The 26710-nt window shown below is 62.1% G+C and carries 6 protein-coding genes; 2 read left to right on the top strand and 4 right to left on the bottom strand.

Annotation, left to right across the window (positions count from 1 at the left end):
* Positions 1–94 precede the first annotated feature (94 nt).
* Positions 95–2947: a two-component system sensor histidine kinase RcsC gene (gene rcsC, locus ACNY69_RS05885; RefSeq protein ID WP_418797571.1), complete on the top strand. Its 2853-nt coding sequence runs from the start codon at positions 95–97 to the stop codon at positions 2945–2947.
* Positions 2948–2993: 46 nt separating this feature from the next.
* On the opposite strand, the gene rcsB is transcribed toward rcsC, so the two are convergent.
* The 4 genes from rcsB to ACNY69_RS05865 form a co-directional block, all read right to left on the bottom strand.
* Positions 2994–3644: a response regulator transcription factor RcsB gene (gene rcsB, locus ACNY69_RS05880; protein ID WP_111140094.1), complete on the bottom strand. Its 651-nt coding sequence runs from the start codon at positions 3642–3644 to the stop codon at positions 2994–2996.
* Position 3645: 1 nt separating this feature from the next.
* Positions 3646–6303, bottom strand: a complete 2658-nt coding sequence (gene rcsD / locus ACNY69_RS05875) for a phosphotransferase RcsD (protein WP_418797569.1) — start codon at positions 6301–6303, stop codon at positions 3646–3648.
* Positions 6304–6322: 19 nt separating this feature from the next.
* Positions 6323–7477 (bottom strand): MFS transporter, encoded by a 1155-nt coding sequence (locus ACNY69_RS05870; RefSeq protein ID WP_418797567.1) that lies wholly within the window; start codon positions 7475–7477, stop codon positions 6323–6325.
* A gap of 127 nt (positions 7478–7604) precedes the next feature.
* Entirely contained in the window at positions 7605–7805 is a 201-nt protein-coding gene (locus ACNY69_RS05865) for a hypothetical protein (RefSeq protein WP_128086569.1), read from the bottom strand.
* A 408-nt stretch (positions 7806–8213) separates the two neighbouring features.
* Here ACNY69_RS05865 and ACNY69_RS05860 point away from each other — a divergent pair, with 408 nt between their 5' ends.
* Positions 8214–26228 carry an Ig-like domain-containing protein gene (locus ACNY69_RS05860; protein ID WP_418797566.1) on the top strand — a complete coding sequence of 6005 codons (18015 nt, stop codon included), beginning with the start codon at positions 8214–8216 and terminating at the stop codon, positions 26226–26228.
* Positions 26229–26710: the final 482 nt, after the last annotated feature.

Raw genomic sequence — 26710 nt, 5'->3', positions numbered from 1 at the left:
GCCTGCGGCTGGCTGGCTTTTTACGCCCGATAAAGCTAGTGTATGAGCATTAAAAATCGACGATGCGACTAACCTTGCCAACTGCGAGTTACCTTTGAAATATCCTGTCTCTTTCCGCACCACGCTTCGCATCTCGCGTTATCTTTTCCGCGCGCTGGCGCTGCTAATCTGGACGCTGGGCGCCGTTCTGACGGCGTTTTACATCATCAGCGTGCTGCACAATAAAGAGACGCAGGTTCGTCAGGAGTTTGCCAGCAACTACGGCACGATACAGTGGTATGTGCGCCATTCGGCGGACATGATGCGTGAGCTGAAATATATCACCGAGAATCGCCTGACCAACGCCAGCAGCGGGCTGGATGTCCTGACGGGCATGATGCCGGGCAAAACCACCCAGCCGCAGTTTACACCGCTGTTTTCTGATGGCGACTGCACCGCGATGAGCAACACCTGGCGCAACTCGCTCGATTCCCTGAGTTACTACATCAATTACTGGAAAAGCAATTTCGCCTCGTCATATGAACTGAATCGGGTGTTCTTTATCGGTGGCGAGAGCCAGTGTCTGGCCGACTTCACCATCGGCAGCAGCAATGCTGACCGGGAGCGCAGCCTGAAATCGCTGCGTGAAAATGTGCTGCGCTACCGCAACAACAGCGAGGAAGAGCGCCGTAATCCGATGTACTGGATCAACAGCAGCGCGCAGCCCGGCGTCGGCACTTTCTATATGGTGGTGCCGGTTTACGTCGCGAATAAACTGCAGGCGCTGCTGGGTGTTGAGCAGAACATCCGGCTGGATGAGTTTATCCAGCCTGGCAGCCTGCCGATTATCGCCTCCATTACCGATGAAAATTACCGTCCGCTGCTGAACTCGCGGCGCGGCGGGCTGGGCTTCTCGCTCGATAGTCTGCCCGACGATAAAACCTGGTTCGGCTACCTGAACGGTTATCGTCAGCTGGTGCTGAAAAAGCCGCTGCCGCCTTCAGATCTCAACGTGGTCTGGTCGATACCGACCGACGTGATGGTGGATCAGCTTAAGCTGATGATTATCAATGCGCTGCTGCTCAACATTTTCAGCGCCGTGATCCTGATTACACTTGCCTGGATATTTGAGCGCCGGATGTTCCTGCCGGCAGAAGAGAACGCCCATCGGCTGGAGGAACATGAGCAGTTCAACCGCAAGATTGTCGCCTCGGCGCCGGTCGGGATCTGTATCTTACGCACCAGCGACGGCACCAATATTCTGAGTAATGAGCTGGCGCATAACTATCTGACGCTGCTGACTCAGGAAGATCGTCTGCGGCTGAATGAGATCATCGGCGGGCAGCAGGTCAACTTTGTCGATGTGCTGACCGGCAGCAATACCAACCTGCAAATCAGTTTTGTTCATTCGCGCTATCGTAACGAGAACGTGGCGATCTGCGTGCTGGTTGATGTTTCGGCGCGCGTGCGGATGGAGCAGTCTCTGCAGGAGATGGCGCACGCGGCAGAGCAGGCCAGCCAGTCAAAATCGATGTTCCTTGCCACGGTCAGCCATGAGCTGCGAACGCCGCTCTATGGCATTATCGGTAACCTCGATCTGCTGCAGACCAAAGAGCTGCCCAGCGGGATCGATTCGCTGGTAACGGCGATGAACAACTCCTCCAGCCTGTTACTGAAGATCATCAGCGACATTCTCGACTTCTCGAAAATCGAGTCGGAGCAGCTGAAAATTGAGCCGCGTCCGTTTGCCCCGCGTGAAATTGTCACTCACATCGTCGGCAACTATCTGTCGCTGGTGGTGAAGAAGCGGCTGACGCTCTACTGCTTTATTGAACATGATGTTCCACAGGTGCTGGATGGCGACCCGCTGCGCCTGCAGCAGGTGATTTCGAACCTGCTGAACAACGCCATCAAGTTCACCCACACCGGCTGTATCATCCTCCACGCCTATGTGGAGCAGGGCTATCTGGCGTTTCGTGTGCGTGACACCGGCGTGGGGATCCCGGCCAAAGAGCTGCCGCGCCTGTTTGACCCCTTCTTCCAGGTGGGAAATGGCGTACAGCGTAATTTCCAGGGCACCGGGCTGGGGCTGGCGATCTGCGAAAAACTGATCAATCTGATGGATGGCGATATTGAGGTCGACTCCGAGCCGGGTATGGGCAGCCAGTTCATCGTGCGCATTCCGATTTACAAAGGGCAGAAACCGTCACTGCTGCTGCTGGAAGATTTACAGGATAAGAAGATCTGGCTGGCCATGCGCAACGACTATCTTGCCGCCTTCATTACGCGGCAGATCCAGCAGCAGGGTATACAGGTGGCGGAGTACGACGGTAAGTCTGGCCCCGACGATGTGGTGATGACCGACTACGATTTCGAACCCGAACTGCCGCTGCGTGCGCTGGTCACCTTCGACGGATCGCATGTGGATATGCCGCGTGAACGTCAGCCCGGTCACTGGGTCCACTCTACCGCCACGCTGCATGAGGTTCCGGCGCTGCTGGCGCGCATTTACCGGATCGCGCTGGGACAGGATGCAGCGGATGCGCTGCTGCTGGCCGCACCGGTCGAAGAGAAGGTGCATAATGATGACATCATGGTGCTGATTGTTGATGATCATCCAATCAACCGTATGCTGCTGTCGGAACAGCTGGGTACGCTGGGCTATCAGGTGAAGACCGCCCAGGATGGCGTCGATGCGCTGAATGTCCTGAGCCGTAATGAGATCGACATCGTGCTCACCGACGTCAACATGCCAAACATGGATGGTTATCGTCTGACACAGCGGCTGCGCCAGCTGGGTCACCTCTTCCCGGTTATCGGTGTCACAGCGAATGCGCTGGCGGAAGAGAAGCAGCGTTGTATGGATGCGGGTATGGACAACTGCCTGTCGAAACCGGTGACGCTGGATGTGCTGAAGGGAACGCTGGCAATCTATGCGGAGCGGGTACGTAAAACGCGGGCAGGATAGGGCAGGTGAGGAGAGGCGGTACGGGCTGTACCGCCTCAGAAACACGTTAGTCTCTTTCGACCTGCGTCTGGCTGACAGATGACAGATAGTTCAGCAGTGCGATATCGTTATCCACGCCCAGCTTCATCATCGCTGATTTCTTCTGGCTACTGATAGTTTTGATACTGCGGTTCAGTTTCTTGGCGATTTCGGTCACCAGGAAGCCTTCGGCAAACAGGCGCAGCACTTCGCTCTCTTTCGGTGACAAACGTTTGTCGCCGTAACCGCCCGCACTGATCTTCTCCAGCAGTTTCGCCACGCTTTCCGGCGTATATTTTTTGCCTTTCTGCAGTGCAGCCAGGGCTTTTGGCAGATCCGTTGGCGCACCCTGTTTCAGCACGATCCCTTCGATATCGAGATCCAGCACGGAGCTGAGGATAGCCGGGTTATTGTTCATGGTCAGAACAATAATCGAGAGATCAGGGTAGTGACGTTTAATATATTTAATCAGCGTAATGCCGTCGCCATACTTCTCACCTGGCATAGAGAGATCGGTGATCAGGACGTTGGCGTCGAGCCTGGACAGATTATTGATCAGTGCTGTTGAGTCTTCGAACTCACCTACAACGTTGACCCATTCAATTTGTTCCAGAGATTTTCGGATACCGAAAAGGACAATTGGATGGTCATCGGCAATAATTACATTTAAGTTATTCATCTTATTGGTTACCTTGCTGCAGCAGTTGATTGACGTAAGCGTCAATATCACTGGTGGTATTTGTAATGTTTGAATCGTCACACGCTTTAATGTGGTGTTCTAACTCTTCACAAAGCTGTTTGCCGGGAGTCAGATTGAGCATGGCAAACACGCCCTTCAGGCGATGCGCTGTCTGAGCAAGCGAAGCGTAGTCCTTTTCCGCCGACTCAGTATACAGTCTCTTCACATCATCCGGTACTGTCTCCGTAAACAGCTGGAAATAGCCACCGCTCATCAATGGCGTGGCTGCGTCGTCTTCCGTGTCGTTATCCATCACATCATGCGACAGTTGCTTCTCAATCAGGGCCAGCAATGCATCAAGCAGCGCATTACTGAGATTGAAGTTAACCCGATACTGCTGGTCGTTGAGGGCATGATGCCCCAGTTCATCCCCGGCCAGCAGCAGTGCCCAGCCGCTGAGCTTTGAGGGATCGTCGGTGACCAGCACATCGTGATCCTGACCGGAGATACGCTCGTCAGGCGTCAGACAACGCGCTCCCCAGTTTTCCAGATGCCGGCAGACGATCTTATGCACGTCCTCCACGGTGATCTCCACCAGCGCGGTCACGCCATCCAGAATCTTTTCCTCTTCTTCTTCATGCTTCTGCTGCAGGGCCAGCGGCAGCTGCATGTTGTAGCGCGTGCCGATATCCGCTTTGGCCACGATATCGAGACTGCCGCCCATCTGCTTGCAGAGCTGCTTACACAGGAAGAACGCCATGCCCGACGCCTGCCCGTAGCGATCCTGACTGGTGTCGCCCAGGAACGGGAAGTCAACGTTAGCCAGCTCATCCACCGTCAGTCCGGCCCCGGTATCGACCAGTTCGATGATCAGTCTGTCGGGCTGCTTTTCTGTCGTCTTCACTTCCAGGGTGATTTTTCCCCAGCGGGTGGTGGTCAGAGCATAGTGCATCAGCGTGGTCAGCACCTTGCGCAGGGCGCGACGGTCGCCAAAGCGCGTCTCGTCATTCGCCCGATGGTTGTTCACCACCAGCGACAGCCCTTTGCGTCGCATCAACGGCAGGCTCTCCAGCGCAATCTCATCCAGCAGATCCTGCAGGTTAAAGACCGTCGCATCCGGTGACCAGTCGTGCGCCTCCAGACGGTTGAGCAGAACGATATCATCGACCAGCCGCGCCAGCCCCTGGCTCTCATCGAGCAGGTCGAGCACGGTTTCATCGGCATCGCGCTGACTCAGCTGCACCAGTTGCGCCACCATCTTCTCCAGCGGCTGATTCAGCGCATGGCCCAGATTGTGCAGCAGCTGCTGCCGCATCTGGTGGTTGCGATCCAGCACCTGCTGCGCCTTCTGCAGTTTTTTGTTCACCAGCAGCTCGCGATCCTGATCGCGCATCATAAACAGCTGCGTATGCGGCGACAGCACGCTGCGGGCGTGGCGGATCTCATACACTTCATTGTTGATCGTAGCCTGAAGCACGCCCTGATGCTGGTCGGACATATTAATAATCTTCTGCAGATTGAGGTGAGGCAGAAGATGTTCGGCAATTTTATTGCTCAGCAGGGTGCGGTTGCTGGCGAAGTCATAGACCAGCAGGCCAACCGGCAGGCTGGCCACGATCTCTTCATTCAGTACCCGCAGCGAATCGAGTTCCGCGCTCTGGTTTTCGCTGGGGCGCAGCGACTGCTGACGCAGCAGCACAATCCCGGCCAGCGACAGCAGGAACAGCAGCAGGTTGATCAGCAGCGGCCAGAGCAGGTTGTAGAGGCTGTCGAGGAGCAGACGGGTAATCGGCACCTGATAAACCAGCTGCAGCGAGGTGCTGGGCAGGGTCGCTGTGATTTCGATGTTCGGGTTCACCAGCGAGATGCGGGTGTTTTCCACCTCCTGCTGATCGCTGCTGCTGGCAGGCAGGCTGCTGTCCTGGCGCAGCTGGAAATTCTCCAGCGGCATGTTCTGCGGAATCAGGTCGTTGACCGGCAGATCGAAGGCGACCACCGTCGCCAGGTGGCCCGGCTGGTTAAAGGTCGTGCGCAGCGTGAAGTAGTGATCGTTCTGGAAAGCGAGATGGCGAAGCGGCGAGAAACTTTCCCGCTCATCCAGCGCATTGGCCTGCTGCAGCATCTCCGCGCGGCGCCCGTCAACCATAGAGCTGATGGCGCTCTCTTTGTAGCGCGTTGCCATATCTTTCAGCGGCAGGGTCGAGATCATAATCAGGCTGTTATCCTGACCGTTGAGAAAATACATCGACCAGGTGGGATTTTCCGCGCCCCACAGGGTATCGAGATAGTTCGACATCCGCATCGTCATATCCAGCGTGCTGCTGTCGTGCGAGCCGAAAATCAGTGCTTCGGTTTTACGCCGGGTTTTTTCCAGATAATAGACATCAGGACGCAGCCGCGTCTCCTGCAGATTGCTGCCGGGTGTGGCGCCCGCCGCGCTGGTGGAGAGATTTTCATAGATCTGCCAGGTCGCAAAGCGATAGGCGTCGATGCGCTTCTGTACGTCGCGCGCCAGATCGTCCATGGCATAACGTTTCCCGGTCAGCCAGGCATTCACCGAGTTATGCACCATAAAGCCCAGCGCCAGCAGGAGCACCAGATTGAAAACCACAAAAAAGCGGGTGACGTTGCCGGAGGTCAGTGGAAACTTATACAACATAGCGTGTCAGGTACCTGAATTATCGCGCAACTTTTCGCGCACTGGCGGCTACCGCTAACAGCAACAGGGCAATAACTAAAAATGCACCACTGAGGCTGATCCATTGCGAAATGAATCCGATTAAAGCCGGACCTGAGAGAATACCCGCATATCCCAGCGTTGTCATGGCAGAAATCGCCAGGTTCGCAGGCATATCCCGTTGATTCCCGGCAGCATTGAACAACATCGGCACCGTATTAGACAAACCGAAGCCAACCAGCAGGAAGGCGAGCAGGGCGATCTCCGGCCACGGCAGCCAGACGGCCAGGCTCATGCCCGCTGCAGCGGTCAGCGCACCCGTCAGCATTACCGGATAGCGGCCAAAGCGTGCAATGATCTTATCGCCGCTGAAACGGCCCAGCGTCATTGCCACTGAGAAGATCGCATACCCCAGTCCGGCATAGGCCGGGGTCATCGCCGGATTCTGCAGCAGCAGCAGGGCGCCCCAGTCCAGGACGGCGCCCTCCGCCAGAAAGAGAATAAAGCAGAGCAGGCCAAGAAATGCGACCCAGCCGCGCGGGATCACCAGCCAGGGCTGGTCGGGCTGGTGCAGGCGCTCGTTCATTAATACCGGCAGCCGCCACAGCAACAGCAGCAGCATAACGGCCATCACCACCAGCGTGGCGGCCAGCGGGGTAAAGGACCGGCTCAGCAGCAGGCTGACCGTGCCCGCGCCCAGAATGCCGCCCAGACTGAAGAAGCCATGAAAGCCGGACATCATCGGTTTGTCAGCGGCCTGCTCGACCTGCACCGCCTGATAGTTCATCGCCACATCCAGCATGCCCAGCCCGGCACCAAACAGCATCAGCGCCGCCGCCATCACCAGATGCGAGTCAGCCGTTGCCAGCAGCGGCATCATCATCAGCACCAGCAGCGTCGAAAAGGCCATCACCCGGCGGCAGCCAAAGCGTGCCACCAGCGTGCCGGTGACGGGCATGGCGGCGAGCGACCCGATCCCCAGACAGAGCAGCAAGGCACCCAGCGAAGCGCCGCTGAGCTGCAGGCGATCGCGGGCAAACGGAACCAGCGGTGCCCAGGCGGACATCCCTAAGCCATTGATCAGAAAGATGGTGCGCGTGCCCCAGTTCAGGCGGCTCTGCTGTTTATGTTGTTGTGCAGCGTCCAGTGCGGTCATAGGTCAGATTCATCAAAGGTAAAGCGGAAAAGTGTAGCACTGGCCGTGAGTGAGCGGCCCTTGCACCTCTTATCAGAAGTCGTGCAGCAACATCGTATAAATCATAAAGCCGGGAGTTTACCGACTTTTATTGCGCCGCGAATTTTTTCCAGAACTTTCCTGGCATCAGTCGGCGGTGCGCCTGTCGACTTAACGCAAATTTCCTGCTCGCTTTGAACGGGTTAACGGCGGCCAGCGAAAAAAGGGCCACCAATAAATGCTGGCCGACTCGCATATTTAACAAATTTTTTAACGCGCTATAAAGTTTCTGAAACGCGGGTTTGTTCACCTTTTTACATCATTTATGGAAACAGTCAGCAATAAATTGACATGAAAAAACAATGGGGAAGCGCATTTTCAGAAAACGCTTTTCCACGTTTCTCTTATGTAAAAAGTATTAAATCATAATGAAATCTGCACATTGAAATTGATTTTTCATCGGGCTACGCTAAAAATCAATCTGTCAGAACCGTTACGTTTCCCGCGAGTCTGTACGAAAACTCCAACAAAAAATAGCGACACTTCCCGTGATGATTCGGGTCTTTGCCGTAGTTTTGCTGCGCCGTTTATCCGGCCACCAGGTGGATATGCCTTCCGTTTCCGGGAGGATAACCTACATGTGAATTTCATAAGCATAAAAATAATTTATGTTTATGGATTCAGTATATTAGCCAGTCTGGTGGAATAGAGGTTAAAAATGGCAGAACTCACGCAAGGCCGTGTAGACATTATCTCGCGCGAAAATGGCACGCTCATCTCGCAATCTGTTGGCGGTTCATCACAATCCATTAACCTCACCGAGCCCAGCGTCGTGCGCATCAATGGCACGCGCGCCCTGGTGACCCAGTATGAACGTCAGGGCAACGACCTGGTGCTGCACATGCGCGATGGCAGCACCGTTCGCTATCAGAAATTCTTTCTGGACGACGCTGATGGCCAGCACAGCGAGCTGGTGTTCGACGATGGCGTCAATCCGCCGGAACATGCGCTTTTCCCGCAGACTGCCGAGAGCGCTGAACTGGCATCCAGTTCGGTTACGCCTACCTATGAATCCCTGGACAGCGTAGAGCCGCTGCTGCTGGCCGATAACACCAACACTTCGATGGGCGTGATCACGGCGGGCGGTCTGGGCGTGCTGGGCTTAGCCGGACTGGCCGTGGGCTTAGGCGGTGGTGGTGGCGGCGGCGGTGGCGGGGGGAACGGTGGCGGCAGCGATCCCGGAACCCCGGTCACGCCAGGCACCCCCGCCATCACCCTGAACGCCTTTGCCGGCGATGGCGTACTGGATAACGCCGAGAAAACCAGCGATCAGGTGGTGAGCGGCAGCACCAGCAATGTCGAAGCGGGCCAGATTGTCACCGTGACGCTGGGCGGCCAGACCTACAACACTACCGTCGGGGCGGACGGCAGCTGGAGCGTCACCATTCCGGCCGCCGCGCTGGCGGCCCTCCCGGCGGGCGCCACCACCATCGATGTCAGCGTCACCAACGGCGCGGGCACGACGGCGAATGGCAGCCTGCCCGTCACCGTGGCCGCACCGGATCCTGGCACGCCCGCCACGCCTGGTATCAGCGTCAATCCGTTTGCCGGCGACAATCTGCTGGATAACAACGAGAAAACCTCACCGCAGACCCTCTCCGGCAGCACCAGTAACGTCGAGGCCGGGCAGATCGTGACGGTCACCCTGGGCGGTCAGACCTATAACGCCACCGTGGGCGCAGATGGCAGCTGGAGTGTCTCCATTCCGGCCGCCGCGCTCTCCGCGCTGGCCGCAGGCAGCAGCACCATCAACGTCAGCGTCACCAGCGCCGCCGGCACCACGGCATCCGCCAGTCTGGGCATTCAGGTGCAGGCCCCGGATACCACGCCTGGCGTGCCAGCCCTGACCATCGCGCCGTTTACCGGCGATGACGTGCTGAGCAACGCCGAAAAAACCACGCCGCAGACGCTCTCCGGCAGCACCAGCAACGTCGAGGCCGGACAGATCGTGACGGTCACCCTGGGCGGGCAGAGCTACAGCGGCAGCGTCGCGGCCGACGGCAGCTGGAGCATCACCGTGCCTGCCGATGCGCTGGCGGCACTCGCCTCCGGCACCACCACCGCCACGGCCACCGTCACCAGCCAGGCGGGCACCGTCGCCAGCGGCAGCCTGACCTTTACCGTCGAGGCACCGGTGACGCAGCCGGGCACGCCGGTTATCACCATCGATCAGTTTGCGGGGGATGACATCCTCAGCAACAGCGAGAAAAACAGCGACCAGCTGCTGAGCGGCAGCACCGCCAACGTGGAGGCGGGGCAGGTTGTGACCATCACGCTGGGCGATCAGACCTACAGCGCGGTGGTGGATGCGCAGGGCAACTGGAGCGTCACGCTCTCGTCTGCGGCGCTGAATACCCTGGCCGCCGGATCGATCGCAATCTCCGCCGTCGTGACTAACCAGGCGGGCACCGAGGCCAGCGAAAACCGCACCATCAGCGTCGATACGCCGGTAGTGACCGGCCCGCCAGCGATCACGCTGGATGACTTTACCGGCGATAACCAGCTGAGTAATGCCGAGAAAACCACCGACCAGACCGTGACCGGCAGCACCAGCAACGTCGAGCCGGGTCAGCTGGTGACGGTGATCCTCGGCGGACAGACTTACAGCGGCACCGTGGATGCACAGGGCAACTGGAGCATCACGCTGCCGTCGGCAGCCCTGAGCGCACTGGCGGCGGGCACGACCACCCTGACGGTGTCGGTCAGCAATGCGGCCGGTGACACCGCGACCAACAGCCTGCCGCTGAATGTCGAGGCCCCGGTCACGCAGGCGGGCGATCCTGTGATCACCATCGGTCAGTTTGCCGGGGATGACATCCTGAGCAATGACGAAAAAGGCACCACCCAGACGCTCTCCGGCACCACCACCAACGTCGAGGCGGGTCAGACAGTGACCGTCACCCTGGGCGGCCAGACTTACCTGGGCACCGTGGATGGCGATGGAAACTGGAGCGTGAGCATCCCGGCCGCCGCGCTGGGGGATCTGCCTGCAGGTTCCAGCGCGATCGACGTATCGGTCAGCAACGCCGCGGGCGTCATCGCCACCGAAACCCGCGACATTGCGGTGGAGGCTCCGGCCACGCAGCCGGGCGAGCCGGGTCTTATCCTTGATAACTTCGCGGGCGATAACCTGCTGAGCAACGAAGAAAAAGCGGTCGGTCAGCCGGTCAGCGGCACGACCACCAATATTGAACCTGGTCAGATTGTCACGGTCACTCTGGGCGGGCAGACCTACAGCGCCAGCGTACAGAGTGATGGCAGCTGGAGCGTCACGGTGCCTTCAGAGGCTCTCAGCGCGCTGGCGGCAGGCAGCACCACGCTGACCGTTTCGGTCGCGAATGCGGCGGGCGACAGCGTTACCGCCACACTGCCGATCACCGTCGAGGCCCCGGCAACGCAGCCGGGCGCCGCTACCCTCACCATCGACGCCTTTGCCGTGGATGACATCCTCAGCAACAGCGAAAAAGCCAGCGATCAGCTACTGAGCGGTGGCACGACCAACATCGGCGAAGGCCAGCAGGTCTCCATCACCCTGAACGGAGAACTCTTCACGGCTACGGTTGGCGCGGATGGCCGCTGGAGCGTCACGATCCCGGCCAGCTCTCTGGCGGCGCTGAACGCTGGCAGCGCAACCCTGAGCGCCACGGTCAGCGATCAGAACGGCACGGCGATCAGCGAAACGCGTGACTTCCTGGTCGAGGCATCCGGCACCGCGCCCGGCGCGCCGACCCTGGTCATCAACGTTTTTGCCGGTGATAACATCCTCAGCAACGATGAGAAGCTGGAGGCGCAGGCAGTCTCCGGCAGCACGACTAACGTCGAGGCGGGCCAGCTTGTCACGGTGACGCTGGGCGGTCAGAGCTACAGCGGCACGGTCAACGCCGACGGCAGCTGGAATATCGCCATCCCGGCGGATGCGCTTGCCGCCCTGGCCGCCGGAACGGTCACTCTGGTGGCCACGGTCAGCAACGCGGCGGGAACCGCCGTCAGCGACAGCCTGCCGATCACCGTTGAGGCGCCGGTGACCCAGCCGGGCGAGCCCGTGATCACCATCAATCCGTTTGCCGGTGATGATGTGCTGAACAACGATGAGAAGAACAGCGAACAGCTGCTCAGCGGCACCACCTCGAATGTCGAGGCTGGTCAGATTGTGACGGTCACGCTGGGCGACCAGACATACAGCGCCACGGTCAACGGGGATGGCAGCTGGAGCCTGAACGTTCCCCCCAGCGCCCTGGCCGCTCTGGCGGCGGGAAGTGTGACCATCAGTGCCAGCGTCACCACCCAGGCCGGGATCGTAGCGAATGAAGATCGGGCGATTGTGGTAGAGACCCCGTCACAACCGGGCACACCGGCGATCGCGATCGCCATCTTTGCGGGTGATGACCTGCTCGATAACAGCGAGAAAGCGCTGGATCAGACCCTCTCCGGCAGCACCAGCAATGTGGAGGCGGGCCAGACGGTCCTGATTACGCTCGGCGGCCAGAACTACAGCAGCACGGTCAATGCCGACGGCAGCTGGAGCGTGTCGATTCCGTCTGCGGCACTCAGCGCCCTGGCGGCGGGGAGCGCCACCATCGCGGTCAGCGTTTCGACGGCGGCGGGGCTTCAGGCGACCAACAGCCGCGACATCAATGTGGAGCCCGCGCCAGGACAGCCGGGTGTTATCACGATCACCGAACCTGTCAGCCTGGATGGCTTCCTCAACCTGCAGGAGCTGAGCAGCGACCTGGTTATCAACGGCTCTGCGGTGGGTGTCAATCCGGGACAGGCGGTGCTGGTTGATTTCAACAACAGCACCTACAGCGCGGTGGTGAACAGCAACGGGTTCTGGAGCATCACCGTACCGGCGGGCGATCTTGCGGGGATCACCGACGGCATCAAACTGATTTCGGCGACGACCACCGACGCCACCGGCGCGCTGCTGACTGACGCCGCCCAGCTGAACGTGGTGGTGAACACGCTGCCACAGATTACGCTGGCAGAGAGCGCGATCAGCGATGGCGTTCTCAATCAGCTGGAGGCGGGCAGCGATCTGCTGATCGGCGGCAGCACCGGGAAAGCCGTGGCGGGCCAGCGGGTCGAGCTGCAGCTTAACGGCAGAACCTACAGCACCACCGTCAACGATGACGGAAGCTGGAGCCTGTCGCTGCCAGCGGGCGATCTGGCTCTGCTGCCGCAGGGTGCCAACAGCCTGACGGTCACGGCGATCGATGAGGCGGGCAACCGCGTGGACGAGACGCTGAACTTCAGCGTCAATACGCTGCCGCCGGTTCTGATTGTGGGGGAGATCGCGGGCGGCGATGGCATCCTCAACAGCCTTGAAGTGGCGGCAGGCGTGCCGGTCAGCGGTTCAGGTGCCCGGCCGGGCGAGGTCGTTTCTGTTTCGCTGAACAACCAGACCTACACTGCTACCGTGGATGGGGAAGGCAGCTGGCGTGTGGATCTGCCTGCGAGCGCGCTGCAGGCGCTGGCCGATGGCAGCAGCTATCCGCTGACCATAACGCTGACCGACGCCAGCGGTAACACGGCTTCGCAGACCGAAACCCTGACGGTCAGCACGCAGCTTCCGGTGGCCACCGTCAATGCGCCGGGCGGCGATGGTGTCCTGACAAACAGTGAACTGACGGTGCCCCTGCAGATCAGCGGCACCGGTCAGCCAGGCGACAGCGTGTCGGTGACGCTCAATAACAAAACCTACAGCGCCCTGGTTGGCGATGACGGCAACTGGAGTGCCGCCGTACCGGTAGCCGATCTGACTGTGCTGCCGAATCAGACCCTGCCGGTGACGGTCACGGTGACCGATCCGGCCGGGAACAGCAGCACCCGGAGCACCGCGCTGCGGGTGTCGACGGCGCTGCCGTCGCTGACGCTGAACGATCCTGCTCCGGATGGGGTGATTAACGTCGAAGATGCCCGGCAGCCGCTGATCGTCAGCGGAACCGGCGATGAAGGGGATATCGTTCGTGTCACCCTGAACAACCTGACCTATTCCGCTGTTGTGGCGCAGGATGGCAGCTGGAGCGTGACCGTTCCGGCCGCCGACCTGACCCGTGTGCCTGACGGCACGCAGCTGATATCGGTCGTGGCGACAGACGCCGATGGCAACAGCACCCAGACCGGCAGTTCGCTGATCTTTGCGACCACACCGCCGCTGCTGGAGCTCGCTACGCCAGCCAGCGATGGCTATATCAATATTGTGGAACATACTCAGGATCTGGTGCTTGACGGACGTGGCGGCGCGCAGGGCAACCTGGTCAGCGTGACGTTCAACGGTGAAACCTACACGGCGACCGTGGGCACTGATGGCCTCTGGAGCGTGACGGTGCCTGCCGCGATCGTCAGCCAGCTGGGCGATGCGAACTATCCGATTAACGTGGTGCTCAGCGACGCCTATGGCAACAGCAGCACGCTGAGCTCCGGCGTCACTGTGCTGGCGGAGAACCCGCCGGTGCTGACCATCAATGCCGTCACCGGCGATAACCAGATCGACAGCGCCGAACAGCTGACGGACATTCTGGTGACGGGCAGTGTCACCAACGTTCCGGCCGGCCAGCCGGTGCTGCTGACCATTAACGGTCAGTCTTATGATGGCGTCGTCCGGGCTGACGGCAGCTGGCTTGTCACGCTGCCCGCCGGATCGCTGGGCGCGGCGGGGGATAAACCCTTTACCGTGGCGATTTCGGACCTGGCCGGTAACCCGGCGCAGCCTTCCGGCGGACAGCTCACCGTCGTCACCTCTGCGGAACCGCTGCTCTCGATTGCGCCAGTCAGCGATGATGGCACGCTGAATGCGCTGGAAGCGGAGAGTGATCTTATCCTTAGCGGTGCATCGGCGAACCTGCCTGCGGGCAGCCCGATCAGCGTAACCCTGGTGCCGGGCGGGACGGTTTACACCACCCTGACCGATGAAAACGGTGCCTGGACGCTGAGCATACCGGCCGCCGATCTGGCGAATCTGCCGCAGGGCACGCTCACCGTCACCGCGTCGTCAGGTGGGGTGCAGGCCAGTCAGCCCCTGCTGGTGGCGACCACACCGCCAGGCGAACCGCAGGTGAATACGCCTTTTACCGATGGCGTCCTCAATACGGCGGAAGCCAGCGTGGCGCAGACGCTGACCGGCTCGGTCGAACCGGGGCAGGCGGTCAGCGTGACCCTGGGCGGTATCAGCTATCCGGCCACGGTTGAGGCGAACGGCAACTGGAGCGTGACGCTGCCGCCGTCCGTACTTCAGGCACTGGCGCAGGGCAGCAACCCGATTACCGTGACGGTCACGGATGTCGCGGGCAACAGCAACAGCATCAGCGTACCGCTGACGGTCGATACCGGACTGCCGGTGCTGACCGTCGATCCGATTGCCACCGATGGCATCATCAGCGCGGCGGAAGCGGCAGCCGATCTGACCATCAGCGGATCCGTGACGCCAGGCAGCAGCGTCAGCCTGACGCTGAACGGGGAGTCCTATGACGCGGTGGTGGACGCTGCTGGTCGCTGGACCGCCACGCTGCCCTCTGCCGACCTGCAGTCGCTGAACGATGGACGTTACGATCTTAACGTGACCGTGACCACGGCGAACGGCAATGTGGCTACCACGCCGTTCCCGGTGACCGTCGACACCGCCGCCCCGGACTTCAGCCTGAATACGCCTGCCGGGGATGGCATCCTGAATAACGCCGAGCAGGCGGCCGGCTTCAGCTTCAGCGGGTCGGGAAGCGCGGGCGACCGCGTCAGCGTGACGCTGAATGGCGTGACCTACACCGGCACGGTTGACGAGGCGGGTAACTGGTCACTGCCGGTGCCGCCTGCGGCGCTTGCCGGACTGACCAATGGCAGCAGCTATCCGGTGGTGGTGACCGTGACCGATGCCATCGGGAACAGCAACAGCCAGAACAGCGTGCTGACGGTAGACACCACGCTGCCGCCGCTGGCCGTCGCCCCGATCGGCGGGGACAATGCCCTGAACAGCAGCGAAGTCCTGCAACCGCTGCAGGTAAGCGGCAGCGGTCAGAATGGCGACATTGTCACCGTTCAGTTTAATGACCAGCTCTACAGCACCACCGTCGGTGTCAACGGTCAGTGGACGCTGCAGATTGCGCCTGAGGCGCTGGCTGCGCTGCCGCCGGGCACGCTTCCGGTTACCGTTACCGAAACCGGCACGAACGGCAACCAGAGCAGCCAGGTAGTGAATCTGAACGTTGCCACTGCGCCGGAGATCCAGCCGGTGCTGAGTGTCGACAGCAGCACCTTTGCCGGCGACGGCATCGTCACGGCGGCCGAGCAGCTGCAGCCGATTACGGTCAGCGGCAGCAGCAGTAACGTCGAGCCGGGGCAGCAGGTCATCCTCTCCCTGAATGGCACCGACTACAGCGGGGTCGTCGGGGCCAGCGGCAACTGGCGTATTATTCTGCCTGCGGGGGCGCTGGCGGAGCTGGGTGAGGGCAGTCAGAGCCTGAGCGTCAGCGTGATCAACGCCGTGGGGAACAGCACCAGCAGCCAGCTTGATTTCACGGTCGACACTACCCTGCCGTCGCTGGCGCTGGCGCCGATCAGCGGCGACAACTACCTCAGCGCGCTGGAGCGGGGTGAGCCTGTCGCGGTCAGCGGCAGCACCAGCGGCCTGCCTGCGGGCACGCTAATCACCGTGGTCGCCAGCGGCGCCACGGCCAGCACGACGGTAAATGCCGATGGCAGCTGGAGCCTGACGCTGCCGCCGGAGACCTTCAGCACGGCGGCCGATGGCCCGCAGACGATCACCGCGACCGCCAGCGACGTTAACGGAGTGACGCTGGCAACCGGCGACGCCACCCTGACCGTGGTGGCCAGCGCCCTGCCGGTCGCCACACCGGGCGTGGCCTTTACGGATGGCATTCTCAACGCTGAGGAAGCCGCTGCCGGTGGCGCGATCACCGGCAACACCGGCGTGACGGGCGACGGCCAGACCGTCAGCATCACCCTGGGCGGGATCAGCTACAGCGGCACGGTCGATGCCGCAGGCAACTGGCAGGTGGCGCTTCCGCCACAGGCGCTGGCTGCGCTGCCCCAGGGCAGCACCCCTTACACCGTGGAGGTCAGCGATGTCGCGGGCAACAGCAGTCAGGCCGGGGGGACGCTGCAGGTCGATACGCTGCCGCCGGCGCTGAACTTTATCACCCCGTCCGATGGCATCATCAACGCGGTGGAGAGTCAGCAGCCGCTGACGCTGAGCGGCAGCAGCGACGGCAATGCGCTGATCGTGGCCAGCTTCAATGGCACCACCCTGAGCACCACCGCTGACATCAACGGCAACTGGTCGCTGGCGCTGCCCGCCACTGTTTACAGCGGGCTGGGCAACGGCAGCTATCCGCTGACGGTCACCGCCACCGATGAAGCCGGAAACAGCACCACCAGCAGCCGCGATCTGACGCTGAAAGTGGAGGCGGGCACGCTGCCCACCCTGACGCTGGATGCCTTTGCCGGTGACAACGTGGTGGATGGCGCGGAACGCCTGACCGATCAGCGTCTGACCGGCACCACCACCAACGTCGAAGCGGGCCAGCTGGTCACGCTGGCGTTCGACGGTACGGTTTACAGCGGCGTCGTGCAGGCCAGCGGGGCATGGAGCCTGATCGTGCCAGCCGGTGCGCTGGCCGCCCTTGCCGATGGCAGCGCCACCTTCACCGTGGCCGTCAGCGATGCGGCGGGCAACACCACCACCCGTGATCTGACCTTCGACGTCAACAGCAACGCCTCTGGCCTGTCGCTTGACGCCATCAGCGGTGACAACTACCTGAATGCGCTGGAGCTGGGTCAGCCGCTGATCGTCACCGGCAGCGCCGTCAACGTGCCGCAGGGCGATCTGGTTACGCTGCTGTTCAACAGTGTCAGCTACACCGCCCAGGTGTCGGCCGACGGCCGCTGGAGCGTTATCGTTCCGGCTGAGGCGCTGACGGCGCTGGCTGACGGCCCTTACACGCTGACGGTCACGGCGACGGACAGCGGGGGGGCGGCCCTGAGCAGCGAAGCCTCGCTCAGCGTGCTGACCACGCCGCCGGCACCCCAGATTGTGTCGGCCTTCGGTGACGGCACGCTCAACAGCAGCGAGATCGCCACCGCCCAGACGCTGAGCGGCACCACGGGCATCACAGGCGACGGTCAGACGGTCAGCGTGCTGCTGAATGGCCTCACCTACACCGGCACGGTCGACAGCAACGGCAACTGGCAGGTCAGCGTGCCCGCCACGGCGCTGGCCGATCTGCCGGAAGCGGTGGTGGACTACACCGTGACGGTTCAGGATGCCGCCGGGAACAGCGGCAGCAGCCAGGGCAGCGTGACGGTCGATCTGACGCCACCGACCCTGACCCTGAATGCCGTCGCGGATGACAACATCGTCAATATCGCTGAAAGCCTTGCCCCGATTGAACTGAGTGGCAGCAGCAGTGCGGAGGCCGGACAGCGGGTCACCGTGACCCTGAATAATCAGATTTGGACCACCACCGTGGGCCAGGATGGCGACTGGAGCCTGACGCTGCCTGCCGGGGCGCTGGCGGGCATTCCGGCCGGGGCCTATATCCTGACGGTAACGGTCAGTGATGCGGCAGGCAATCCGGTGACTGAAACGCGCGAGATCAGCGTGGCGACCGGCGACCTCGCGATCAGCCTTAACACCCCGTTTGGCGACGGCTATCTCAACCTGGCCGAGTCGGCGCTCAGCCAGACGCTGAGCGGCACCACCGGCGTCGCGGGCAGCGGCCAGTCGGTAACGGTAACGCTGGGCGGAAATGATTACTCTGCGACGGTGGATGCGCAGGGCAACTGGACACTGACCTTAACGCCGGAACAGCTGCAGTTACTGGCCCCGGGCGTCAATGATCTGGTGGTCACGGCCAGCGATGCCGCCGGTAACAGCGGGTCGCTGACCCGCGCGGTGACGGTGGATCTGACGCCACCGGCGCTGACCCTGAATCCGATCGGCGGTGACAACATCATCAACTCACTGGAGGTGCTGGAACCCGTCACCATCAGCGGCAGCGCGTCGGTCGGGGATGCCGGACAGACCGTGACCGTCAGCTTCCAGAATGTGGATTACACCACCCTGGTACTCTCTGACGGCAGCTGGCAGGTCACGCTGCCCGCCAGCGTCCTTCAGGGGCTGGCAGACGGCAACTATCCGGTTGAGGTGACGCTGACGGATGCGGCGGGCAACCCGACCACGGTGCCGCAGACCCTGACGCTTGCTGCGGACAGCGCGAATCTGCCTGCCCTGACCATCGATCCCATCAGTGGCGATAACTTCCTGAATCAGGCCGAAGCGCAGCAGGATCTGGCTATCAGCGGCGGCAGCACCAACCTGGCGACAGGCCAGCTGGTGACGGTTACGCTGAACGGGATCCAGTACAGCGGCACGGTCGACGGAGAGGGACTCTGGACGGTGACCGTTCCTGCCGCCGATCTCGCTAATCTGCCGGATGGCGACCAGCTGCTGGTGGTGGTCTCCGCCGATGCATCGGGCAATCCGGCCAGCAGCAGCGCCTCGCTGGTCGTGCTGGCCAGTGATCAGGTTCAGCCGACGCTGACGCTCGATGTGGTGGCCGGGGATGATGTGATCAATGCGATTGAGGCCGCCGCGGATGTGGTGGTCAGCGGCGCCAGTACCCGGCTGGCCGCCGGCACGCAGGTCACGGTATCGTTTAACGGCAATGATTACACCACCACTCTCGACGCTGACGGCAACTGGAGCGTAACGGTGCCGTCCGGCGCCTTTACCGGCCTGGCGTCCGGCAGCACGCAAACCTTTACCGTCACGGCCAGCGACGCGGCCGGTAATCCGGCCACCGTCAGCCAGGAGGTCAGCTTCATTACCACCCCACCTGCACTGACCGGCATCACGGTCAGCGCAGGTGATATCCTGGACGTGGCGGAATCGCTCCAGGATCTCACCATCGGGGGCACCACCACTGGTGGCCTGCCGGTCACGGTGACGCTCAATAACGTCAGCTACACCACCACGGCCGCGGAGGACGGCAGCTGGTCGGTCACGATACCCACCGCCGATCTGCAGCAGCTGGCGGATGGCACGAACGGCATCAGCGTGTCGGTCACCGACGCCGCGGGCAATGTCACGACGAACAGCGATCTGTCGATCGATGTGGCGATTAATGCGCCGCCCGCCCTGACCCTGCAGACGCCGTTTGGCGATGCGCTGGTCAGTGACGCCGATATTGCAGGGTCGCTGACGCTGAGTGGCGGCAGCACCAACCTGGCGGAAGGCACCGTACTGAGCATCACTGTCGGTTCGCAGCCGTTCAGCACCACTACCGATGCCAGCGGCAACTGGACGCTTACGCTGGATCCGGACGCGCTGGACGCGCTGGTCGATGGGGTGACGCAGGTGGTGGTCACCGCCACAGATGCGGCCGGCAATCCGGCGCAGGTAACCGCAGACGTGGAGGTCCTGAGGACACCTCCGGTTTCCGCCGTTTTCACCGATATTCTGTTTGGTGACAACATCATCAACATCACGGAAGCGGGTGTGGTTCAGCAGGTCACCGGCACCTCAACGGTGGTGGCCGGTCAGACCCTGAGCGTCACGGTGGGCGATCAGAACATCCCGCTGGCAGTCACGGTTGACGCCAGCGGGAACTGGAGCGCCAGCCTGACGCCGGAGGTGATCGCCAGCCTGGGCGCCGGTGTGCACACGCTGACCCTGGTGACGACCGACCGCGCAGGCAACAGCAGCCAGGTGAGCAAAACCTTCACCTCGGCACTGACGCCACTGGCGGAGCCGACGCTGGATACGCCCTTCACCGATGGCCGTATCAATGCCGCAGAGGCGGCCGAGGGCGGTTTCCTGACCGGGGCCGTGAACAGTCAGGATGCCGAGAGCGTGACGGTGACCATCAATGGCACGCGCTATGACGCGGAACTGAGTGCAGACAGGACGCGCTGGACGCTCGACCTCTCTCCGGCCCTGCTGCAGAGCCTGCCGGACGGTAACTGGCCGGTCAGCGTGACGGTCACCTCCGCCAGTGGCAACAGCGCCAGCATCAACGGCACGGTGCTGGTGGCCATCAACACGCTGCCGGATGTCACACTGAATCTGCCGTTTGGCGACGGGGCGCTCAACGTGGCCGAGGCTCTCAATCCGCAGGTTCTGACGGGATCCACCGGTATTACCGGTGCCGGACAGACGGTGGCGGTGCTGATCTCAGGTTTCAACGACAATGAGCCACTGGCCGCCACGGTGCAGAACGATGGCAGCTGGTCGCTGACGCTCTCGCCAGATCAGTTAGCGACCTTTACCACCGGCAGCCACACCATCACCGTGACCGCGACAGACATCGCCGGTAACAGCGACAGCACCGCGCTGAACGTGGTGACGGCGGTTACCCTGCCGGTACCGACCTTTAGTCCGGACACCTTTGGCGGCGATAACCAGCTGAACATCAGCGAAGCCGCGGCCGGGGTCACTCTGACCGGTACTACCGGCAGCACCGGGGCAAATCAGGCGGTCAGCATTACCGTTGACCTCAACGGCAGCCGCTATTCCGGTACGGTGGATACGGACGGCAACTGGACGGTGGACATTCCGGCCAATGCCCTGAATTCGCTGACGAATGGCGCGCAGACGCTGACGGTTAACGTCGTGGATGCGGCGGGCAACAGCGCATCAGCGCAGCTGCCGTTCTTCGCCAGCTTCATCGCACCGAAACCGGTGGTCAGCCCGGATTTCCTGGGCAGCTATGTGAATGCTGATGAGGCTGCCGCCGGGATTAACCTGAGCGGCACGACCGGCAAGGCGGAGCCGAATCAGCGCGTCGAGCTGACGCTGGGGGGCGAACGCTACACCACCACGGCCGATAGCAGCGGTAACTGGGCGGTGCCGCTGACAGCGGACCAGCTTTCGGCGCTGACGGATGGCACCTATCCGGTCACCATCACGGTCACCGATGGCGCGGGTAACAGCGCGACGATTAACAGCTCGCTGGTGCTCGACACCACGCCGCCGGTGCTCAGCATCACGGACTTTACCGGCGACAACGTGCTGAATTACGGCGAGAGCATTCAGCCGCAGCTGCTCAGCGGCACGGCGACTGGTGCCGAACCGGGAACTGTGGTGACGGTTTCGCTGAATGACACGCTGCTTGGCACCGCGATTGTGGCGGCCAACGGCAGCTGGAGCGTGACGCTGACGCCAGAGCAGATGGCGACCTTTGGCACCACGACAACCCTGGCCCTGGCGGTGACCGATCTGGCCGGCAATACCGGCACGGGCTCGGTCAGCCTGGCGGTCGATCTGACGCCTCCGCCAGGGCCGCTGGTGACGCTGGGCACCGTCTCGGGTGACAACATTATCAGCACCCAGGATCTGGCGGGCGGGGTGGTAGTGAGCGGCACCTCATCCGGGCTGGGTGCCGGTGGCGTGGTCACGGTGGTGATCGCGGGGCTGGATTACAGCACCACGCTGGATGCGCAGGGCAACTGGTCAACGGCGGCCCTGCCGGTCAGCGCGTTTGGGGAGGCGGACGGCAGCGTGACGATCACGGTGAATGCCACTGACGGCACCACGCCGGTCAGCACCAGCGGAGATATTCTGATCGACCTGACGCCACCGGCGCTGTTTATCAATAACTTTGCCGACGATAACCAGGTGAACAGCAGTGAAAGCGGTGTCAGCCAAGTCATCAGCGGCACCACCGACGCCAGCGAAGCGGGCCGCCAGGTCACCGTCACCTTCGATAATCAGACCTACAGCGCCGTTGTGCAGAGCGACGGCAGCTGGTCCACCACCGTACCCGCCAGCGCCATGCAGGCGCTGACCGACGGCTCGACGCTGGTGATCACCGCGCAGCTCACCGATCTGGCGGGCAACGTGGGCACAGCCAGCCAGCCGGTCACGGTGAATACCTCTGCGCCGCTGGTGCAGGTGGATGCATTCCTGGGCGACAACCTGATCAACGCCGCTGACCTGGTGACCAGTCAGGTGCTGACCGGCAGTGCGCAGGGGGCCGAGGGCCAGACGATCGCTCTCTACCTGGGCGATGCGGCGCCTCTCGCCACCGCGACCGTCGGTGCGGATGGACGCTGGAGCCTTAACCTGACGCCGGAGGTGCTGGCGGGCCTGACGGAAGGTGTGCTGGTGTTTGGCGTGCGGGTCAGTGACGGCGCCGGAAACCAGACAGACGCCACGCTGACGGTCAACAAAGTGGTCAACAGCGCGCTGACGCTGGTGGTCGATTCGGTGTTTGGCGACGGCACGCTCAGCGCGCTGGACGCCACCGTGGCGCAGACGATTTCCGGGGTGGCGACCTCGGCGGGCGTGGGCGCGACCGTGTCGGTGCTGCTGGGCGGAACCACGCTCTCCGCCAGCGTAGGTCAGGATGGAAAATGGGCCATCGTGGTGCCGCCGTCGGTGCTGGGTCTGTTGGGCGATGGCAATCTGGCGTTTAACGTGACCCTGACGGATGGCGCGGGCAACACCCGTACCGTGGGGGAATCCGTGACGTCGATTGTCAATGCGGTGCCGGTGGTGGGTGAGCTTACCGGGCTGTTTGGCGGCGATAACCTGCTGAACATCGCGGAAGCCGCGGCCGGGCAGCTGGTCGGCGGCGTGATCCAGAATGCGGCGGCCGGTTCGCAGGTGACGGTTACCTTTGGCAGCAAGAGCTACACCACCACGGTGCAGGCGGGCGGGGCCTGGAGCGTAAACCTGCCGGCCAGCGATCTGACCGCACTGCTCGATGGCAACCTGACGCTGGGCGTCAGCGTCCGGGATGCGGCCGGCAACGTGGCCTCCGGCAGCACAACCATCGGTGTCTTTACCCAGGCGCCGTCGGTTTCGCTGACGTCGCTGTTTGGTGATGGCGTGCTGAACCTGGCCGATATCGCCACCAGCCAGGTGATCAGCGGCGTGGTGACCAACGTTGCCCAGGGCGCCACGGTGACGCTCACGGTCGGCAACAGCCAGGTCACCGCGACGGTGGGTGCGGGCGGGGCGTTCAGTGCCACGGTCACGCCGGATATTCTGGGCACACTGGCGCAGGGCAACCTGACCGTCGGCGCGTCGGTGACGGACGCGGCGGGCAACACCGCGTCCACCAGCGCCGGGTTCCGGGTCGATACGCTGCTGCCGACCATCACCATTAATCCGCTGTTTGGTGACGGTCTGCTGAATGTGGCAGACGCGCTGCTCGCACAGACGGTGGGTGGGGTGATTGGCGGCGCGGAAGCGGGATCGCGCGTGGTGGTTTCTGTCGGCGCGCAGCAGTTTGTCACGTCGACCGATGTGAACGGCAACTTTAATGTTCCGCTATCGCCAGCCCTGCTGCAGGGGCTGGCGGATGGCACGCTGACGGTCGGCGTCAGCGTAACCGACAGCGCCGGTAACACCAGCAGCGCGAATGCCACCGCCCTGGTCGGCATCCACACTCTGCCAAAAGTCACGCTGAATCCGCTATTCGGGGATGGCGTGCTGAACCTGGCGGAATCGCTGGTGACGCAGACCATCAGCGGCACCGTTTCCGGGGTCGCAGCAGGCAGCCGCGTCACGCTGGCGATTGGCAATACCACCGCCACGGCGCTGGTCAACGCAGACGGCAGCTTCTCAACGACGGTGTCGCCAGCGGTGCTCTCGACGCTGCTGAACGGTAACTTCACCGTCAGCGCGTCGGTGACCGACCTGGTCGGCAACGTCAGCAGCACCAGCGCGGGCGTTTCGCTGGGGCTGGTTCAGCCCACGCTATCCGTCAATACGGTGTTTGGCGATGGCGTGCTGAGCGCGGCGGATCTGGCCTCTAACCAGACGCTGAGCGGCACCTCCAGCCTCTCAGCAGGCTCTGTGGTCAGCGCCACGCTGAATGGCCTGACCTACACCACCAAAGTGGTCAGCGGCGGAAACTGGAGCATCAGCGTACCGAAGGCGGATCTGACGGCGATCACCGATGGCACGAAGACCGTCACGGTGACCGGTACGGACGCCTACGGCAACGTGGTCAACAGCAGCGGTACACTCAGCGTTATCAGTCAGTCGACGCCGGTGGTCGCCATTACCTCACTGTTTGGCGACAGTGCCCTGAGCGCCGTGGATGTGAAAACGGCCCAGACCATCAGCGGCACCGCCAGCAACGCCGAGGGATCGGTGGTGCGGGTGACGCTGGGCGGCCAGACCTACAGCACCACGGTCAGCAGCAACGGCAACTGGAGCCTCTCCGTGCCGGCGGCTAACCTCGCCGCCATCGCGGATGGCCTGCAGACCGTGACCGCCAGCGTGGTCAACGGCGCAGGCAGCACCGGTACAGTGTCGTCGTCGCTGGCGGTGGTGAGCCACACGCTGCCGACGGTGAGCGTGAACAGCTTCTTTGGCGGCGATGGTTACCTCAACATCGCGGAAGCAAACAGCGGTGAAATCATCCGGGGAAGCAGCACCAACGCGGTGGGCGGCAGGGTCACGGTTAACGTGGCGGGTGCGGTTCTCACCACCACGGTCGGGGCGGATGGCACATGGAGCGTCAGCGTGCCGTCAGCAACGCTGAAAGGGATCGCGGACGGCAGTCATCCGCTGACCGTGACGGTGGCGGATATCGGTGGCAACACCGCGACCAGCAACAGCACCTTTACCGCGCTGTCGCATAACCAGCCGCTGGTCGGGGTCGATCCGGTGCTCAGCCTGGTCGGTTCTGCGCTCTATGGCCTGGTGGTGCAGGGCGGTTCGCTGAATGCGGCCCAGGGCTCGAAAGTCAGTGTGACGCTGCTGCTCTCCAACGGCAGTAACGGACCAACGCTGACGACCACGACCGATGCGCTGGGACGTTACGCCGTTAACTTCTCACCGTCGCTGCTGTCGGTTGGCGGTCTGCTGCTGTCGCTGAATACCCTGGCCAAAGTCTCGATTGTCGATGCGGCCGGAAACAGCTACACCACCACCAACACCCTGATCCTGGGCTCGCTGCTGCCGGTGACGCTGGCGGCAACCGAGTCGGTTGCCCTGTTCTCGGTGGTGGATGACAGCGCCACGCTCGCCAGTGTCGGCTCTGAGACGCAGCACACGGCCAGCACCAGCGGCGAGGAGAGCAGCGCCACGGTGGCGGTAGCCTCCACGCTGGTCACGGAGGCGGATAGCGTGACGCCGGTCAGCAGCAGCGAAACCGCTCCGGTCAGTGAGACCGTGGCGGCAGTGGCCGCAGACCCGGCCCCGGCAGAGGAGGTGGGCTACACCATCGGCGGCGTGGTGATCACGCTGGCAGATGGCAGCACGGCAGAAGGCGCCTCGGTGGTCGGCAGCAGCGGTGCGGATATCGTGACGGTCAGCGACCTTAACTTTACCCACATCGACGGCGGTGCAGGCACCGATACCCTGGTGCTTAACGGTGAGAATCTCACGCTGGATCTCACCGCGCTGGGCCTGAAGGTCGAACACATTGAGGTACTCGACCTGGGCAGAACCGGCACCAACGCCGTGAAGCTCGATCTCAATGAGGCACTCAACATCACGGATAAACAGAGTGACGATCTGCTGATCAAAGGGGCGGATGGCAGCCAGGTGACGCTGGCGAACAGCAACGGCGGGATCTGGGAAGTCAGCGGCGAGCGCACGGTGGAGGGCAGAGTCTTTGAGATCTACCACAACTCGGCACTGAGCAGCGATAACACGCTGGGGGATGTGCTGGTGCAGCAGAATCTGCAGGTTCACGTCGTGTAACGACCCCGAACGCTGACAGGGTAAGGGACGAAGCGGGTGCGAAAGCACCCGCTTTTTTGCGTGTCTTCATCCCGGCACTTTCCAGACTATCGCCACTATCCATCAACAGCCTGAAAGTTTAGGGTAAGCGCAGCAAACGGCATCGCACCAGGGGGCCCGTTCCGGCGCTCTGTATCAGCGGCCCGCGCTGACAGGTCAGACGGTTCCGGAAGCGTGACAGAGGGTGCTGTTGCCTGTTTCAGGTGGCTGATTCAGAACGGCGTTACGCGATCACTACAGACCCGCTTAAACAGCGGCTGACGCCGTCTGCGGCACGCCCGGGATCAGGCGCGAATACATTAATAAAATCACTGCCTGCTGCGCCGTACTGTTCACTCAGCCTGGCGGCATGTGAGGCTGGAAGGTGGCTATTTTTCAGCCATCCGGCAGAAATATCAAAGATTTCATCTGTTTTTAGCAGGAATCTGCGCGTGAAATGATCT

Origin of the sequence: Pantoea graminicola (genome assembly GCF_048452665.1) — a bacterium.
In the GTDB taxonomy this organism is placed as follows: domain Bacteria; phylum Pseudomonadota; class Gammaproteobacteria; order Enterobacterales; family Enterobacteriaceae; genus Pantoea.
This window is presented reverse-complemented; position numbering and strand designations above follow the sequence as displayed.

Coding starts and splice junctions, on each gene's coding strand:
- rcsD (WP_418797569.1), bottom strand. CDS start 6,303: ATGTTGTATAAGTTTCCACTGACCTCCGGCAACGTCACCCGCTTTTTT.
- rcsB (WP_111140094.1), bottom strand. CDS start 3,644: ATGAATAACTTAAATGTAATTATTGCCGATGACCATCCAATTGTCCTT.
- ACNY69_RS05860 (WP_418797566.1), top strand. CDS start 8,214: ATGGCAGAACTCACGCAAGGCCGTGTAGACATTATCTCGCGCGAAAAT.
- ACNY69_RS05870 (WP_418797567.1), bottom strand. CDS start 7,477: ATGACCGCACTGGACGCTGCACAACAACATAAACAGCAGAGCCGCCTG.